General features: G+C 71.4%; 17 protein-coding genes and 2 pseudogenes. 8 read left to right on the top strand and 11 right to left on the bottom strand.

Translation table 11 applies throughout. The features are described from left to right. Positions 1-9: 9 nt before the first annotated feature. Positions 10-294 (bottom strand): hypothetical protein, encoded by a 285-nt coding sequence (locus tag ACZ4WV_RS17670; RefSeq protein ID WP_465747582.1) that lies wholly within the window; start codon positions 292-294, stop codon positions 10-12. A gap of 98 nt (positions 295-392) precedes the next feature. Between ACZ4WV_RS17670 and ACZ4WV_RS17665 the strand changes: the two genes are divergently transcribed. Beyond that, entirely contained in the window at positions 393-1,010 is a 618-nt protein-coding gene (locus ACZ4WV_RS17665; protein ID WP_465747580.1) for a TetR/AcrR family transcriptional regulator, read from the top strand. Positions 1,011-1,041: 31 nt separating this feature from the next. Further along, positions 1,042-1,131 (top strand): annotated as a pseudogene (locus tag ACZ4WV_RS17660) (DNA-binding response regulator); the annotation flags it as partial. Between the two features lie 336 nt (positions 1,132-1,467). On the opposite strand, the gene ACZ4WV_RS17655 reads toward ACZ4WV_RS17660, so the two are convergent. Together ACZ4WV_RS17655 and ACZ4WV_RS17650 are read right to left on the bottom strand one after the other, a co-directional pair. Then, positions 1,468-1,869, bottom strand: a complete 402-nt coding sequence (locus ACZ4WV_RS17655) for a DUF6463 family protein (protein WP_465747578.1) — start codon at positions 1,867-1,869, stop codon at positions 1,468-1,470. 25 nt (positions 1,870-1,894) lie between these two features. Next, positions 1,895-2,512 (bottom strand): DUF2867 domain-containing protein, encoded by a 618-nt coding sequence (locus ACZ4WV_RS17650; protein WP_465747576.1) that lies wholly within the window; start codon positions 2,510-2,512, stop codon positions 1,895-1,897. A 123-nt stretch (positions 2,513-2,635) separates the two neighbouring features. Here ACZ4WV_RS17650 and ACZ4WV_RS17645 point away from each other — a divergent pair, with 123 nt between their 5' ends. Continuing rightward, positions 2,636-3,376 (top strand): helix-turn-helix domain-containing protein, encoded by a 741-nt coding sequence (locus tag ACZ4WV_RS17645; protein ID WP_465747574.1) that lies wholly within the window; start codon positions 2,636-2,638, stop codon positions 3,374-3,376. 702 nt (positions 3,377-4,078) lie between these two features. Then, positions 4,079-4,540 (top strand): hypothetical protein, encoded by a 462-nt coding sequence (locus tag ACZ4WV_RS17640; RefSeq protein ID WP_465747572.1) that lies wholly within the window; start codon positions 4,079-4,081, stop codon positions 4,538-4,540. Positions 4,541-5,130: 590 nt separating this feature from the next. On the opposite strand, the gene ACZ4WV_RS17635 is transcribed toward ACZ4WV_RS17640, so the two are convergent. From ACZ4WV_RS17635 to dnaK, 5 genes are all read right to left on the bottom strand, one after another. Beyond that, on the bottom strand, positions 5,131-6,777 hold the full coding sequence (locus ACZ4WV_RS17635) for a PP2C family protein-serine/threonine phosphatase (RefSeq protein ID WP_465747570.1): 1,647 nt from the start codon (positions 6,775-6,777) through the stop codon (positions 5,131-5,133). 168 nt (positions 6,778-6,945) lie between these two features. Continuing rightward, positions 6,946-7,104, bottom strand: coding sequence for a hypothetical protein (locus ACZ4WV_RS17630; protein ID WP_465747568.1), 159 nt, complete (start codon positions 7,102-7,104; stop codon positions 6,946-6,948). A gap of 366 nt (positions 7,105-7,470) precedes the next feature. Continuing rightward, positions 7,471-7,743 carry a hypothetical protein gene (locus ACZ4WV_RS17625; protein WP_465747566.1) on the bottom strand — a complete coding sequence of 91 codons (273 nt, stop codon included), beginning with the start codon at positions 7,741-7,743 and terminating at the stop codon, positions 7,471-7,473. A 243-nt stretch (positions 7,744-7,986) separates the two neighbouring features. Beyond that, on the bottom strand, positions 7,987-8,688 hold the full coding sequence (gene grpE / locus ACZ4WV_RS17620) for a nucleotide exchange factor GrpE (RefSeq protein ID WP_465747564.1): 702 nt from the start codon (positions 8,686-8,688) through the stop codon (positions 7,987-7,989). After that, the gene (gene dnaK / locus ACZ4WV_RS17615) at positions 8,685-10,538 is read right to left on the bottom strand and encodes a molecular chaperone DnaK (RefSeq protein ID WP_465747562.1); all 1,854 of its coding nucleotides are present in this window, start codon (positions 10,536-10,538) and stop codon (positions 8,685-8,687) included. Before dnaK ends, grpE begins: the two co-directional genes overlap by 4 nt. 361 nt (positions 10,539-10,899) lie before the next feature. On the opposite strand from dnaK, the gene ACZ4WV_RS17610 reads away from it, so the two are divergent. Continuing rightward, the gene (locus tag ACZ4WV_RS17610; RefSeq protein ID WP_465747560.1) at positions 10,900-11,409 is read left to right on the top strand and encodes a J domain-containing protein; all 510 of its coding nucleotides are present in this window, start codon (positions 10,900-10,902) and stop codon (positions 11,407-11,409) included. A 107-nt stretch (positions 11,410-11,516) separates the two neighbouring features. Here ACZ4WV_RS17610 and ACZ4WV_RS17605 read toward each other — a convergent pair whose 3' ends face one another. From ACZ4WV_RS17605 to ACZ4WV_RS17595, 3 genes are all read right to left on the bottom strand, one after another. Continuing rightward, on the bottom strand, positions 11,517-11,639 hold the full coding sequence (locus ACZ4WV_RS17605; RefSeq protein WP_465747558.1) for a hypothetical protein: 123 nt from the start codon (positions 11,637-11,639) through the stop codon (positions 11,517-11,519). A 318-nt stretch (positions 11,640-11,957) separates the two neighbouring features. Continuing rightward, entirely contained in the window at positions 11,958-12,893 is a 936-nt protein-coding gene (locus tag ACZ4WV_RS17600) for a hypothetical protein (RefSeq protein WP_465747556.1), read from the bottom strand. Next, on the bottom strand, positions 12,883-13,404 hold the full coding sequence (locus ACZ4WV_RS17595; protein ID WP_465747555.1) for a SigE family RNA polymerase sigma factor: 522 nt from the start codon (positions 13,402-13,404) through the stop codon (positions 12,883-12,885). Before ACZ4WV_RS17595 ends, ACZ4WV_RS17600 begins: the two co-directional genes overlap by 11 nt. Positions 13,405-13,916: 512 nt before the next feature. On the opposite strand from ACZ4WV_RS17595, the gene ACZ4WV_RS17590 reads away from it, so the two are divergent. The 3 genes and pseudogenes from ACZ4WV_RS17590 to ACZ4WV_RS17580 form a co-directional block, all read left to right on the top strand. Continuing rightward, positions 13,917-14,171 carry a hypothetical protein gene (locus ACZ4WV_RS17590; RefSeq protein WP_465747554.1) on the top strand — a complete coding sequence of 85 codons (255 nt, stop codon included), beginning with the start codon at positions 13,917-13,919 and terminating at the stop codon, positions 14,169-14,171. Then, positions 14,168-15,478, top strand: coding sequence for an SgcJ/EcaC family oxidoreductase (locus ACZ4WV_RS17585; protein WP_465747552.1), 1,311 nt, complete (start codon positions 14,168-14,170; stop codon positions 15,476-15,478). The genes ACZ4WV_RS17590 and ACZ4WV_RS17585 overlap by 4 nt, the downstream gene beginning before the upstream one ends. 16 nt (positions 15,479-15,494) lie before the next feature. Continuing rightward, positions 15,495-15,883 (top strand): annotated as a pseudogene (locus ACZ4WV_RS17580) (IS701 family transposase); the annotation flags it as partial. Between the last annotated feature and the right edge of the window lie 56 nt (positions 15,884-15,939).

The raw sequence follows: 15,939 nt of genomic DNA, 5'->3' as shown, positions 1-15,939 counted from the left end.
GGTTGCTCTTTACCCGGGTAGCAGGGTGAAGAACTGGCGGGGCCGGTGTTCGCGGTCGTCGGTCTCGGTGATCAGGCCCAAGTCGCGGGCGGCGGCGAACGCCCCCTTCAACGCTTGCTCGGACTCGAACTGGCCGGTCGTCACGACGGCGTCGCCGTCGGCCGTGATCCAGCAGTCGGCTGCCAGGCAGTCCGGCCTGGAGCGGATGAACGCACCGACCGCGCGCACCCGGCCGACGAACTCCTCGGCGTACTCGGGTCGCGGGTAGTGGAAAGCAACGAAACCGACGGTCATCCCGTCGCCCCTCTCGTTATATACGGTGGCGTACAGAACGAGAGTAGGCCGCGATATACGATGGCGTATAGATCGGGGCCTGTGAGAGGAGACACACTGTGGGCGCTGCACGCACACCACAGGAGAAGTGGATCGAGGAGGGGCTCAGGGCGCTCGCGGTCGGCGGCGTGGACGCGGTGCGCGTCGAGGCGCTGGCCAAGGCACTCGGCGTCACCAAAGGGGGGTTCTACGGCTACTTCGCCGACCGCGACGCACTCCTGGAAGCGATGCTGGACGCCTGGGAGCGCGAGAGCATCGACGAGGTGCTCGACCACGTCGAACGCGCCGACGGCGACGCCCGGGCGAAGATCCGGCTGGCCGGACGGCTCACCCTCTCCGACGACCGCCTGATGCCGATCGACCTCGCCGTGCGGGACTGGGCGCGGCGCGACGCACAGGTCGCAGCACGCCTGCGCCGCGTCGACAACCGCCGCATGGACCTGCTGCGCGAACTCATCGGCACCTTCTGCACCGATCCCGACGAGATCGAGGCCCGTAGCCTGCTCGCGTTCTGTCTGCGCATCGGCAACCACTTCCTCGCCGCCGACCACGGCGGCCACAGGCGCGCCGACGTCATGGACCGCGCCGCCACCATCCTGCTCGATGGCCGCGACCGTCCTCAGGGGCCCCTGAAACGCAGCGGGCCGCCCGTACGGGGGGAGGACCCGGGCAGGTAGTGTCACGCGGGTCGTTGGGACGAGGCGAGGGGGCACGCGGCCGGACGTGTGCCTGCTGGACATCGAGATGCCCGGCTGCAACGGACTGGACGCGACGGCGGCACTACGCGCCGAACTGCCCGCGACCAAGGACGGCGCACGGCGCCCGGGCCAGGCGCCGCCGGATCCTGCGCGCCCTACTTCCGGGGCGCCGGGGCGCCGGGGCGCCCGGCACCACCGTCGCCGCCGTCGCCGCGCGGTGATCCGGGCCGATCCCGCGACCAGACCCGGACGGGCCCGGTGCCGGGTCGACCCCGAGCAGCCGTCACCCGCCCGGCCGGCCGACTCGGCGCCTTGACGCCGCCGCAGGCCGACCCGGTCACCGTCGCCTTCACCGAACCGAGCAGAGCGCGGTCGACCTGCTCGCGGGGGCAGGTCTGTAGGCCGGCGTACGCCCGTACGGCTGTGTGTGCCGCTGTCACCGATGATGGATCGCGTCCGGTCTGGTCGCCCGCTTGGCGCGGTGGGCGGCGACCAGCAACAGGACCTCCGCCGCCAGGTCGAGCGGGGGCGAGAACCCGGCCAGCGCCGCGCCGACCACCGTCCAGGTCAGCAGGGCCCAGGCGATGAACGGCGGCGGAGTGATGCCGCGGCGGTTCAGCCACAGGATCGTCAATCCGATGATGACGAAGGGCGGGGCGAAGCTGTTGAAGGTCAGCCAGTACGCGCTCTCGGCCGGGCTCATCGCAGCCAGGTCGGCGCCCCACAGCTTTCCGTTGAACCAGTCTCCAGCATGACTCGCGGCGTGTTCGATGGTCAGCGCGAGCAGGGTGTGGGCGCTTCCGAACGCCACCAGGAGCCATGCGGCCCACTTGATCATTCCTGTGGTTCGAGTCGGCGTTGCATCAGCTTTCGTCGTCATGGTCGGATCCCTCGTTCAGGCCTCGGTCGCGGTCGAGCCAGGCTTTCTCCCAGCGCCGGGTCAGGGCCGGGTAGATGATCAGGTAGCGGAACGGCTTGATGCCTGCCATGTAGATCCGCCCGAGTCGGCCGCTGGGCTTGACCAGGGCGGCCATCCGGAGCTCGTAGCCGCCGTCGCCGACCGGGACCCAGCCCAGGTGGCACAGGATGTGCGCGGTGGTGTTGGCCATCTCCTTGACGCACTCGTCGCGGGTCTCGTACACCGGCGTGAACGGGATGTTCGGATCGTTGCGGCCCGGGCATCGGAGCAAGTCGTCCGGCAGGCGCTCGCGCAGGGACGTGACGCGGCCGCCCAGTCCGTCCGTCGGCTTGTCCCAGCCGAACAGCGCGCCGAGTCTCCAGCGCACCGCGAACAGGAACCGGGTCGGCCACGTCGTCTCGCCGGACCGATTGCCGGCTTCCAGCGCGGTGAGCATCACCGGGAAGTCATCCGGACCGGCGCCGGGGGTGCGGAACGCCCACACGTCCTCGATCCGGAAGTCCGGGGCGATCTCGTGGATGCGCCACGGCCGCGAGGCGTGGGCTTCAGCGGGAATCCTCATGGGGAGAGGATCTTCCTGCCGCCGGGCCGAGGCTTGAACAGAACGGCAATCGACGCCTGGAGCGCCTCGCGCAAGTGAGGCCCCGCGGGGACCGGGAACGGGACCGCGTGCGACGATGCCGACGTGGTCGAGCAGTCACGGTCCTGGCAGCTGCACCGCGACGGACAACTGGCCTTCGCCGCCGTCGCCGCCGAGTTCACCTGCTTCGCGGCGTCCACCTCCGGCACCATGCGCCGGCACGCCGCGCCGGCGTGGCAGCTCACGCTGTCCTGGGGCGGTCCGATCACAGCCGCCGACGATCACGGCCGGGTGGCCGCCGGCCCCGGGCTGCTGATCCCGCCCGGTCTGCCCACGACCATCACGCGCCCGGACGGGGGCACCCGGCTCTGGATAGACCCGCATTGCCTGGCGATCCCCGCCCGGCAGCGCATCCACGAACTCGACCGTACGCAAGTCCGCACCCTCCTGGCCGCCGTCAACAGCGACCTCCAACTCCACGCCGTGCGCCGCGCCGTCAACAGCCTCTTCGGAGCGCCTGCCGCCGTCGACTCCCGCCTCCGACAGGCCATCGGCATGCTGCGCACCGGAACGGAGCTGACCGTCGTCGCCGGGCAAGTCGGCATCTCCCCGCGTCGTCTGCGGCAACTGTCAGCCGAAGCCGTCGGCTGCCCGCTCGCCGGCCTGCGCCGCTGGCACTGCGCCCGCGAGGCGATGCTTCACAGCGGCGCCGCCACCCTGGCGACCGCAGCGGCCGAGGCCGGATTCGCCGACCAGGCACACATGACCCGCACCATCGCCGCGTTCATCGGTCGTACCCCTGGCTCCGCCATCACGGAAGCTTTGAAACGCTCTACCAAAAGTTGAGCAGGGACGATTCGTCGGTCGACGTCGTCCGGGAGGTCACAGTCTTGACCGCAGAGGGCGCTGAAGACATGACCACCGGACTGACGATCAGCCACCTACCGACCACGTCGGAGGATGGCGAGAGGATCAGGGTTCACGGCCCAGGGCCGGCCCGCTCCGGCGAGGAAGCCGCTGACCGGATGGCGCACTGGTGGCGTCTACCCCGGCCGCACCCGCGCCGGGTACCCGCCGGTGGCCCTGGTCGTCACCCACGCCGGACCCATCGCGCCGGCCAACCGGCAGCAGGCCGTCGGGGACGGGCCGGCACTCCCTCACCGAGGCGCTGGACAAACCCAACAACCGGGCCGCCTGCGACCAGCGCCGGGATTGGTTGCCGGTGGTGGTGTGGATCGGATTTGAGATTGTGGCTGGGTGGGTTGGCGGCGGGGGTTGGTGTTCGGTTTCGTCTGGGGTGGTGCTGCCGGGCGGCCGCGGTCGGGGCCTGCTGCGCCCTGCTCCGGTCGGTGCTGCGCGGCCGTCTGTTCCCTGGCCGGGGTCGGCCGGCGGAGGCCTTCCAACGTGCCAAGGCCGCGTCGCGGCGGCGGCCATCTCGTCACGGCCAGGACGGCGGCCGCGATCTGTCGCGATGGATAACTGCCCGGGAGGGTGGGGAACCGTACGGTGGCGCAGCGAGTCCAACGGTGCGTGTCCCAAGTGCTTCCTGTGATCGAGACGGCCTCCGGGGCCGGCGACGCCGAGATGGTCTGTGTCGGCCTTGTCCTCTTCGGCCCGGTGATCGCACCGGTCCTGTTCCTGATCGGTGTGGTCGTGGTGGTGTGCCGGGTGGTGCGCGCCCGGCGTGCGCGGCGGTCGTCCTTCGACTCCGGCACGCTCGTCCGGCTGTCCCTCGTGGGTGTCTGCACGGCGTACGGGGCGTTCAGTACCGGACTGATGTCGGGGCAGACGTTGATGCCGGCCGACAAGTACTGCGCCACTCTGGGCTTTCCTGCGGACGGGGTCACCACCCGGATGTTTCCGGTGAGCGTGCGATGCGGGCCGGATGGTGAACTGGTGCCGTCCTGGGTCAACCCGGTCTTGGTGGGCGGTCTGGTGCTCGCGCTGGCCGCCCTCGGTGCCGCTGCGGTGACGGTGTCCCGGGCACGCCGCCGCGTCTTCGCGACCTGAGTCGGAAGCGCCGCCGCGACCTGAGTGGCCGCACTGAGGTGACCATCCGCTTCACCATCTGGGATCACATCACCACCGGCATAGACCTGCCCACGGCGATCTGACCCAGGACCCGAGACCGGGCCTCACCACAGCCCGACAGACCATCAGACGATCAGGCAGCCGCCAACATGACAGCGCCGTCACGCCCGCGCCGGCGTGAACTGAGGGTGTGTGCCCGGCGGGAAACCCGCAGGGCACACACCTTCGCGCTACAGCTGCCGGTCTCCTCGCCAGCTGACTGACGAGATGGCCGTCAGGCCACTGTGAGCCAGGCCCCTGTAGGCCACCGTCCGCGACGGGCCCCGCTCGTGCGCGAGCCGCTCGGCCAACACCGAGCCCCCACGGAACAGCCGCACGGCACTGCTCTCGACCGCTTTCGGGACCCGGGGCCGCGAGTTCGAGCAGCACGGCCTCATCCGGCACGACGCAGGGACCACATCCCTGGCGCTTACCCGCGCCGCCCATCAGCGGCCTCCTCGCCGCTTGGCGATCTTGGGTACCCGTGCCGAGGCGAATTCTGGCGTGCTGCCGACTGCCGCTGCGAGTGGTCAGCGGGTGATGTGCAGCACGCAGATGTCGTCGCGGCGTGCTTCCGGGTGGACGAGGGTGGTGAGGAGCCCGTCCAGGAAACCGGATGGGCCGGCGTGGCTCAGGGCGGTGCGGGCCAGGCGGGCCAGGCCATCGTCGAGGGGCTCGCCCGGATTCTCGACCAGGCCGTCTGTGTAAAGCAGGACGTGGTCGCCGGGCAGCAGTTGCAGGGTCGCTGCCTCGTAGTGGGGCGCGGCGGTCGCCCCGAGCAGAATGCCTTCGGGGGCTGTCAGGAAGCGGCTGTTGCCCTGGCGTAGGAGCAGGGGCGGTGGGTGGCCGGCCTGTACCCAGGTCAGCCGGGAGGTCGCGGCCTGGTAGACAGCCATGATCATCGTCGCCGTACCGGAGTGCGGCTCGTTGGCGTGCAGCAGGAGGGCGTTCAGCCGGTCGAGGACGGCTGGCAGGGGTGTCCCGGTGATGGCCATGCCCTTGGCGGTGAAGCGCAGCAGGGCCATGGTGGCCACCGCGTCCAGGCCGTGGCCGGCGACGTCGCCGACGACGAGCAGTGCATTGCCGTCGGGCAGTTCGATGGCGCTGTACCAGTCGCCGCCGAGGTTGAGGCTCTCCTGAAGGGGCTGGTAGGCGACGTCGACGGTCAGGCCGGCCAGGTGCAGGACCTGTTGTGGCACCGGCAGCAGGGTGTCCTGGAGGCGGGCGGCGAGGGCGCGTTCGGCAGTCAACAGGCTCTGCTGTGCCAGGGCGGACTGCTGGTGTTCCAGCAGCTGTTGCTCGGTGCGCTTGGCGGCGGTGAGGTCCTGGACGAAGCCGTGGACCTCGACCGGAGCGCCGAGCGCGTCCACCTCGGCCTCGGCGACGACCCGCACGTGCCGGACCTGCCCGTCCGCGGTGGTGATCCGGAAGGTGTGGTCGATGGATTCCCCCTCTTCCAGGAGGCGTTCCACGGCTGCGCCAAGGGCGGGAAGGTCCTCATCCGGAACGTGGGAGGGCAGCTCCTCCAAGGTCATCGGGCCCAGGGCGGGGCGCCGGCCGAAGATCGCGTAGACCTCCTCGGACCAGGTGATGACGTTGCGGACCAGGTCCCAGTCCGCCCAGCCCATCCCGGCCAGGCGCTGCATGGCCGCCAGCCGGCGCTGTTCCCGCTCGCCGCTGTCCAGACGGGTCCATGAGACGATCAGTCCGCCCTGGCAGGGCACTGCCCGAACGCCGTAGCGGGACAGACGCGGGATGCCGGCGGCGACCTCCTCGTACTCCAGCTCACCCTCGTAACAGTCCCCGGCCACCAGTGCTTTCAGATAGCCCTGCCACAGGTCACTGTCGGCCGCGCCCGGGTAGGTCCTGAGGATTTCCAGCCCTACCAGCTCCTCGCCTCGGCGCCCTCCGATGTCTACCGCGCCGGGTGATGCGGCCACAAAGCGGAGATCCACCACCTCGCCCCCGGGCCCGGACACCGGCTGGAGGAAGACCACCGAACCGGCGACACCGGCCAGCACCTGCTGGATTACGGGCTCAGCCGGGCTGATCGCCGGATTCTGGCCCGTGGGTCGCCGAAGGGCCAGGTAACGGTCCGAGGAGAAGGCACCGCCCCTGGCATCCGGTTCGGAGCCGCCGTCGGCCGCCCCCGCTGCCAAGTCCATTTGGTCCCTCATGGGAACGAGCATGTCATGTTCGCCAGTCGAGGGGCCTTCGCCCGGCACGGCCTCCGCCGGGTCCACTCACCGCGAGCACGCTCCGGCTCGGCCGCGGCGCCGTTCGCGGCGACCCGGCGAAAGTGAGCGGTCACCCGCAGCGCCCGTGCCGGAGCGTGGCCGGCAGCCTCATCCGGCGTCCCGGCCGACGGGCGGGTCGGCGCCCTCAGGGAGCCAGTCGGCAGCGGCCCAGTAGGCGCGAACGGCCTCCTCGATTCCGTCGGCAGAGCACGGCTCGTACTCGAAGGTGGCAAGCGCCCGGTTGACCGCCCACATGCGAAGCCGCAAGGCGTCGTCGGCACCAAGCCGACCGGCACAGCTCGTGACGCGCCCGAGTACCTGCCACGTCCTCTCGGCCCACCGCGATGGAGCGACGCTCGCAGGCCGCGGCGATGATTCGGTAGAACGCCTCAGCGGCGTCCTCGCCGACCGGGAACAGGCCAATGTCGTGAGCGAAGGTCAACGACCTGCGGCGGGGATGGCCACGCCCCGCATGATCGACCGGGCACGTCGTACACCCGCCTCGATCCCGCCGCCTCCGGAACGCGAAGGGGCCCGCTCTTCCTGCTGCGGGGGAACGGGCCCTTTCCCTGTACTCGATCACCGGGCTGGGGTTCGCGCCGACGACACGTCCGACCCTCCGGGGTCAGGTGACTACTCGGCGGTTTTCTGTCCCTGGTTGATGTCACGGATGGTTTTCGGAGCGAGGCCCAGCCGTCCGGCGAGGCGGTCGACGGGGACGTCCCGGCGCAGGGCGGCGCGAATGGCGCGGTCGCGATGGGCCTTGTACTTCCGGCGGATCCCGGCGCCCGCGACGGTGTGCTGCAGGACGACCGCGATCCAACCCAGGGCGACGCCCTGCCAGGTGCGGGCTCGCAAGCGGAGCGGGACAGTGGTCGGTCCGGCGGCGGTCGGATTGGTGGACATAGGCCGTCTCCTCACCTGGGCCACGTGCGGGCCCCGAGTGCACGGTGAGGCCAGATGGAAGATCGGGCAAGACCACCATTTCGGCCACGATCTGCCGCTACTGCTCGCGCTGCCGCTACTGCTCGCGCATCGTCGGACCCGAAGTCCCACCCGGGTCGGCCAGGATCCGCCGCTCGTGCCTGGAGGGTTCCCCGGCTGTCGCCTCTCTGTGGAGCGGCGTACCGCAGTGGACGCGCTCGCCTTTCACAGGGCCTCCGACGGGTCGGAGGTGAGCGGGTCGCCGACGCGCACCTGGGCGGGACGCAGCAGGTGCTCGCCGACGCGGTATCCGGGGCGGAGCACTTCGGTGCAGATCGCGCCGGTGGCGTCGGCGGGTGCGGCGGCTGCTTCGTGCAGGCGGGGATCGAAGGCTTGGCCCACCTCCCCGACGCTGCGCAGGCCGAGGCCGGCGAGGTGGGATTCGAGGAGCTGGGCAACGGCGTGGAACCCGCCCACGACTTCGCCGTGGGCTCGGGCTTGGTCGATGGCGTCCAGGACCGGCAGCAGACCGGACAGGACGTTCGCCACGGCCGCCTCACGGACGGCGAGACGATCCCGTTGCACCCGCTTGCGGTAGTTGTCGTACTCGGCCTTCACGCGCTGCAGGTCCGCCAAGTACTCGGCCGTCCGCGCCTCCAGCAGTCGCAGCTGGTCACGCTCACTGCCCCCGGCCGCGGCGCTCGGTTCGCGCTGCCGGTCCTCCTCGGGCGCTTCAGGGACGCCTTCGGTGTCCCGGGCGTCCCGCTGGGGGGCGGTTCCGGTCAGGGCCGGGGCGGGGGCGGCCGGGGTGATGGCGGGGCGGTCGGGATCGCGCAGTCGGAGCGTGAGCGGGTCGATGCGCCGCCGGTCGTGGATGACCAGCGGCGGCTTGGCGCTGCGACCGTCGGACCGGGGTCGCTGGTTCATCGGGCCGCACCGCCCTTGGTGTCGTCGTCGACGATCTCCGCGTCCACGACCTCCTCCTCGCCCGGGCTGCTGCCGGCCTGCGCGTTGGTGGTCTGGCCGGGCGGGGCCTGGGAGTAGAGGGCGGCGCCGATCTTCTGCGCGGCGCTCGCCGCCCGCTCGACGGCGGTGCGCAGGGCAGCGGTGTCCTCGCCCTTCAGCTTCTCCTTCACCTCGGCCAGCGCCGTCTCGACGTCGCCCTTCACGTCGGCGGGGATCTTGTCGGGGTTCTCGGCGAGGAGTTTCTCGGTGGTGTAGACGAGGTGTTCGGCGCTGTTGCGGGTGTCGGCGGCCTCCTTGCGGCGCCGGTCCTCCTCCGCGTGGGCCTCGGCGTCACGGATCATCCGCTCGATGTCGTCCTTGGGCAGCGAGGAGCCACCGGTCACCGTCATCTTCTGCTCCCGCCCGGTGCCGAGGTCCTTGGCCGAGACGTGCATGATGCCGTTGGCGTCGATGTCGAAGGTGACCTCGATCTGCGGCAGGCCGCGCGGCGCCGGCGGCAGACCGGTCAGCTCGAACATTCCCAGCTTCTTGTTGTACGCCGCGATCTCGCGTTCGCCCTGGTAGACCTGGATCTGCACGGACGGCTGGTTGTCCTCCGCGGTGGTGAAGATCTCGGAGCGCCGAGTGGGGATCGTGGTGTTGCGCTCGATCAGCCTGGTCATCACACCGCCCTTGGTCTCGATGCCCAGGGACAGCGGCGTGACGTCGAGCAGCAGGACGTCCTTGACCTCGCCCCTCAGCACGCCGGCCTGCAGGGACGCGCCGATCGCCACGACCTCGTCGGGGTTCACGCCCTTGTGCGGGTCCTTGCCGGTCAGCTCCTTCACCAGGCTGGTGACCGCCGGCATCCGGGTGGAGCCGCCGACCAGGATCACGTGGTCGATGTCGGAGACCTCGATCCCGGCGTCCTTCACCGCCTGGTGGAACGGCTGCTTGCAGCGCTCCAGCAGATCCGCGGTCAGCTGCTCGAACTGCGCGCGGGTGAGCTTCTCGTCCAGGTGCAGAGCCCCCTGGGCAGAGGCGCTGATGTAGGGCAGGTTGATCGTCGTCTCGGTGGCCGAGGACAGTTCGATCTTGGCTTTCTCGGCCGCTTCCCGCAGCCGCTGGGTGGCCATCTTGTCCTGGGCGAGATCGATCCCGTAGCCGTTCTTGAACTGCTTGACCAGGTGGTCGACGACCCGTTGGTCCCAGTCGTCGCCGCCCAGGTGGGTGTCACCGTTGGTGGACTTCACCTCCACCACACCCTCGCCGATCTCCAGCAGCGACACGTCGAACGTGCCGCCGCCCAGGTCGAACACCAGGATCGTCTGGTCGCTCTCCTTGTCCAGCCCGTAGGCCAGCGCGGCCGAGGTCGGCTCGTTGATGATCCGCAGCACCTTCAGGCCCGCGATCTCGCCGGCCTCCTTGGTCGCGGTGCGCTGGGAGTCGTTGAAGTACGCCGGCACTGTGATGACCGCGTCCGTCACGTCTTCGCCCAGATAGGCCTCGGCGTCGCGCTTGAGCTTCTGCAGGACCCGGGCTGAGATCTCCTGCGCGGTGTAGCGCTTGCCGTCGACATCGCCGGCCTCGGGGAAGCGCCAGGTCGCCTCGCCCATGTGCCGCTTCACCGACCGGGCGGTGCGCTCAACGTTGGTCACCGCCTGGCGCTTGGCGATCTCCCCGACCAGCACCTCGCCGCCCTTGCCGAACGCCACGACCGACGGCGTGGTCCGCGCGCCCTCCGCGTTCGGGATGACGGTGGGCTCCCCGGCCTCCAGGACGCTGACGACGGAGTTCGTCGTGCCGAGGTCGATACCGACTGAGCGTGCCATGATCCCGCTCCCTTCCCTCCCCATCCGTACGGGCTCGTCACCCGCGGGATGGGTGTGGCGCCCGTCCGGATCGCGGTTCGGGCACCCCGCGTCGCTCCTTCGATTTCCGGGATACGTCGCCCCTCGCTCGCATGTCAACGCCGCGCTCCTGGTACGCCGGCACGCCCTCCTCCGTGGAGTGGAACAGGGAGGGGCGAGGACGGGCGGCAGGTGGCCTGCGGGGAGCACCCTGCCTTGCCCGGACACCGGCGTCACGCCGCCGGCGGGACAACCTCCTGCCGTCTCTTGACAGGAAACAGCCGAGGTTCTATTCAGGCCATTGAGAAGGCACGTCCACACGCTGCCATACGCGGAGGCTGCCATGGCGTCCTCACTCGGCGGACAGGACCACTACGCCGTCCTGGGCGTAGCGCACTCGGCGTCCATGCGGCAGATCACCTCGGCCTACCGGGCAATGGCCCGCATGCTGCATCCCGATGCCCGCCCCGAGACGGCGGATGCGCAGCGGTTCGCCGAGGTCACGGCGGCCTACGAGGTCCTGCACAATCCGACGACGCGGGCCGCCTACGACGCCGCACACCCCACACGCCGTAGCGCCCCAACCGGTGCCGCCCCAACCGGTGCCGCCGCGACCCGCGGCCAGCCGGTGCACGTGCGCGTTCGCGTAGTACCGACGGCGCGCGGTCCGGGCACCCGGCGCGCCGAGGTGCCTCTCGCCGCGGAGCTCCGCGCCCCCCGGCCAAGTCCGTTCGCCCTGCGAGTGGGACCGGCGCGGATTACGGCGTACACGCGTCTCCCCTTTACCTGCGAGGAGGACGACGTGTGGGAATGGGCGCTCCGAGCACTGCGTTGGGTGGACCCATGGCCCTGAAGCCTCGGATGGTCACCGCCGGCCCCGGCACGCGCGGCCGCAAGGGCGCCGCCGTCCTCACCCCCATCGGGCCGTCAGGCTGAGCCCCGCCGCCGCAGACACGGGCTTCACAGGCCTGGGGCGCCCTTGATCAGGGTCCCGGACCCCGGCATCGCGCCGGTCAGCTCCGCGATCTCGTCCACCACCTGCTTGCGCAGCTGCCCGCCTGCTGCCCGGCGCGGCGGAGCCACCGGCGCCTGGGAGCGAGAACGAGGTCGACGGCAAGCGCACCATCCGCGTCGCCATCCCCGGCGAGGCGCACCCGCGCGCAGCGGCCACGGCTTCACCGGCAGCGAAGACCCGATGTACGACTGCACTCCTACGCCATGAACTACACCGGCACCGGATCGTGGGTGAACCGCCAGTACGGAACCAAGGTTGCGACGTCCTACGGCAAGAGCGGCGGCTACATCGACGAGAGCCTGCCGCCGATCTCCGCCACGACCTCGCGGCGTGACGGGCCGCGCCACCGGGTGGAGGCACCGGCCCATCGCGTCCGGCTCAGGGCGTCACAGTCGGACCTCGACCACCAACTGGCCGTACTGCCTGATGAGTTCCGCTCGGGCGGTGGCCGCCTGCGGGGTCTGGATGATCACCCCGGCGCCGTCGTTGGCGATCTGGACGGACTGGATGTGCACGCCCTTCGTCGCCGCCCAGTCCCCGGCCTCGGCCCGGATCGTCCTCGCGAGCCTCTGCAGCTGGGGGTAGCCGGGCGTGGCCTTGAACTCCAGCTTCACGCCGGGCCAGTCGGCCACCGTCCGGGTCACGGCGGCGTCGAGGTCGGTATCCGGGGTCCGCATCACGTACAGCGTTTGCGTGCTCGCGTCCCGGCAGGTGGCGAAGTAGTGGTCCGCGTACTGCTCGCGGGCCATCTTCTCGACCGCTTCGCCGGCGCGCGCCAGATCGGCCTGCCGCTGCTGCTGCGACGACGGAGAGGACGGCGCCCCCGTCGTCGTGGGGGTGGATCGGGCCGACGTCGGCGGGCCCGACGGCAGGTCGAACGAGGGCGCGCCCGACGACAGCCCACCCGACGAGGACGAGGACGGCAGCCCCGACGTCCCGCCCCAGCCCGGCGTCCGCAGCGAGGACGGGCCGGACTGACAGCCCAGCACTGTCTTCACCAACTCGTCGGGCCCCGCTCCCGGCAACGGGTCCGCCCCCGTCAAGGGCGACCCCGCGCCGGCCGACGGTGATCCGGTCGACGGAACGCCCACCCCGGCGACGCCCGTACGGCCGGTCTCGGAGCCACCGCCCAGCTGGGTCAGCACTCCCGCGCCGACCGCCAGCACCGCCACCGCCGTCACGGCCCGCACGACCCCCCGTCGCCGGGCCCGGCGCCGCCCGGCCTCGCGCAGTTCGGCCAGCGGCGGGTTGCCGCCGACCCCAGCCGCGCGCGTTCCGAGCCGGATGGCCAGCTCCTTCTCGAACCTGTCCTCAGCACTCACGCCCCACCAACTCCTCCGCCGGTTCCAGTTCCTGTCGAAGCGCCTTGAGCCCCCGGGCCAGGTGGGTCTTCGCCGTGGTCACCGAGCACCCCAGCTCCACCGCCACCTGCGCGACGGAGAGGTCCAGGTAGTACCGCAGCACCACAGCCGCCCGCTGGCGCCTCGGCAGCCCGGCCAGGGCCGCCGCCAACTGCCCGTCCCGCTCGGCCTCCTGGGCCATGGGCCGGTCCGGTAGAGCGGACGTCAGCACCTCGCGCCTGGTCCGGCGCCAGCGCGAGACGTGGGTACGGACCATCGCCCGCCGGACGTACCCCTCGGCCGCCGCGGGCTCCCGGATCGTCGCCCGCTTCGGGTACACCCTGGCCAGGGCGTCGTGCAACAGGTCTCGGGCGTCATGGACGTCTCCGGTGATCAGGTACGCCCCCCGCAGCAGAGCCTGGTACTGCGCCGCGACGAACTCGTCGAACGGGTCGGATCCGGAGCCCCCCGGGCGCATGGATTCGCGCTTCATACCCACATGACGCCCCACCGGCCGCAAACGGATGACAGGACGGCGAGAAGCCTGTGCTCAAGTCTGGATGTGCGGCCCCTCGTGCTGCCCGGAGGCCGTCAGCCCCGGAGCTTCGAGCGCAGGCTCCGGGCCTTGCGGCGGCGCGGGCCGGGCACGCCGTACTCGACGCTGATGACGCGGAGGGTCTCCTCGGCTCACGGAACGTGCTCGGCCATGTCGCTGTTGGAGATCACTGACGCCTTGAGGGAGCAGGTGACCGGGCGACACCATCCACCCTGCCCCGACTCGCCCGCCGCAGGCAGGCCGAGATCTGCCGGGGTGTGAGGGCCCCCCACCACGGGCGTGCCGTGCCGGCGGCGGCGAGACACTGGCCCCATGGCACCCGAGCCCAGCGCAGGGGAACGAGGGAGCGGGCGTCGGCGGCAGCACGATCCTGGCGTTCGACGAGGACGGGTGATGGACCTCGACCACCTCATCGGCGTGGCCCGCTCGCCGACCTCGGCCTGCGCCGCGTGATGACGTTCCACTCCCGGGTCTCCACGGCAACGCGAGCCCACCCGTACACCTCGCTGGAGGCCTCGGAGCTGCTGTCCGACGCGGAGCGCCCGGAGCGGAGCCAGGCCAAGGCAGCCGCCGGTATCGACCGCTCCTCGATCTCGGCGTCGGCCTCGGCCTTCACCGCCTCGCCGGCGTCGTGGACCAACGGCCCTACCTATAGTTTCGACATCGAAATTTTCGACGCTTTCGACAATGGGGGAACGCCATGAAGGTCCTTCTCACCGGCGCCACCGGCTACATCGGCTCCGCCGTCACCGAACACCTCGCCGCCGCCGGCCACCAGGTCGTCGCGCTCACGCGCGGCGCCGAGCCCCAGCCCGGCCGGGCCTGGTACGCCCGGGTAGTCGGTGACACCGCAGACCCGGCCTCGCTGGCCGGAGCGGTGACGCCTGAGATCGAGGCCGTGATGCACCTGGCTCCTCCGAGCGGCGACGTCGACGTCGACACTGCTGTCATCGAGGCGCTCGCCACGCCCCTGCGCGGGACCGGTCGCCCGTTCGTCTACACCAGCGGCGTCTGGGTGCTCGGCGCGACCGGCGAGGCTCAGGAGGTCGGCGAGGACGCCCCGACCGACCCGATCGACATCGTCGGCTACCGCCCGCGGATCGAGCAGCGAGTGCTGGCCGAGGCCGCCGAGGGCGTGCGCGCCGTCGTCGTGCGGCCCGGCATCGTGTACGGCCGCGGGGGCGGCATCCCGGCCATCCTGGTCGACCGGGCCCGCCGGCAGGGCATGCCCGAGTACTACGGCGAAGAGGGCGTTCGCTGGCCGACCGTCCACGTGGACGACCTGGCCGAGCTGTTCGTGGCCGCCGTCGAGCGGGCGGAGGCCGGCACCGTCTGGCACGGCGTCGGCGAGTCGGCCGTCCCCGTACGTGATCTCGCCCGGGCCGCCGGACGCGCCGCCGGAGTGCTCGCCGCCCCGCACGCGGTGCCGGTGGAGCAAGCCGCCGAGGTCTTCGGCGCGCTCTTCGCGGACGCCCTCGCCCTCGACCAGAGCGTCAGCGGCGCCGCTGCCCGCACCGCTCTCGGCTGGCGGCCGAGCCGGCCGGGCGCGGTGGCCGAACTCGCGTCGGGCTCGTACCGGCCGGTCGAGGTGTTCGGCGCCCCCGACGGCCCGGAGACCGACGCTGAGGTGGCCGCGATCCGCCGCCTCGTCGCCGAGATCGAGCACGCCCAGCAGAACGAGCTGGTCGACCGGTTCCTGAGTGTCTTCCGCCGGGAGGACCCGGTGTGGACCACCGGCCACGGCAAGCGGCTGTCGGGCTTCGAGGAGATCGCGGCCTTCACCCGGAAGGTGCTGCCCGGTGCGACGGCCGAGTCCACCGCCGTCTACGACGTCGAGCGCGTGCTGTTCCTGCGGCCCGATGTCGCCGCGGTGAACGTCCGCCAGCAGCCGGTCCGCCACGACGGCGCCCGGATCGCCGACCGGCCCGAGGGCCACCCCTTCTATGTCCTGGTCAAGGAGAACGACACCTGGCGCGTCGGCGCCGCCCAGAACACCCTCACCGTCGACTGATCCATGTCGTGGCGGTGCGGTGCCCAAGTCCCAGGTCCACGGCCCACGCATGGACCACCTCACCGGCCAAGCCCCGGCCGAAGCCTGGCAGCGACTATGAGCCAGGAGCGGCGCGAAGGACGAGCGCTCCTACGACTGGGCCGCCGCGGGCCTGCCGCCGCATGGAAATTCGACGGCGACGAGCCCACCCGGCAGCGGTGGATGCCGGCCGGCGCAGCACCACCAAGCCCGAGGAATGCTCGCAGGGCGCGAAGGACGAATGCGGTCAGGACCAGTACGAAGGCCGCCGCCACGTGGGCTGGTACCGGCACGTCACCGCTCGCCACGCTCGCCCACGCCTTCTTGGCGGTGATGGCCAGTCAGGAGCGCGAAAACAGGGTGCCGAACGGGACGCACCCGACCCCGTAGACCTCGCACCGGCCGACATTCGCCGTCTGCTGGCAGTTGAACCCCGCCGCAGT

Source organism: Kitasatospora sp. NPDC029312, from assembly GCF_055569215.1.
The sequence above is the reverse complement of the archived record's forward strand: the minus strand, read 5'-3'. Positions and strand labels throughout refer to the sequence as shown.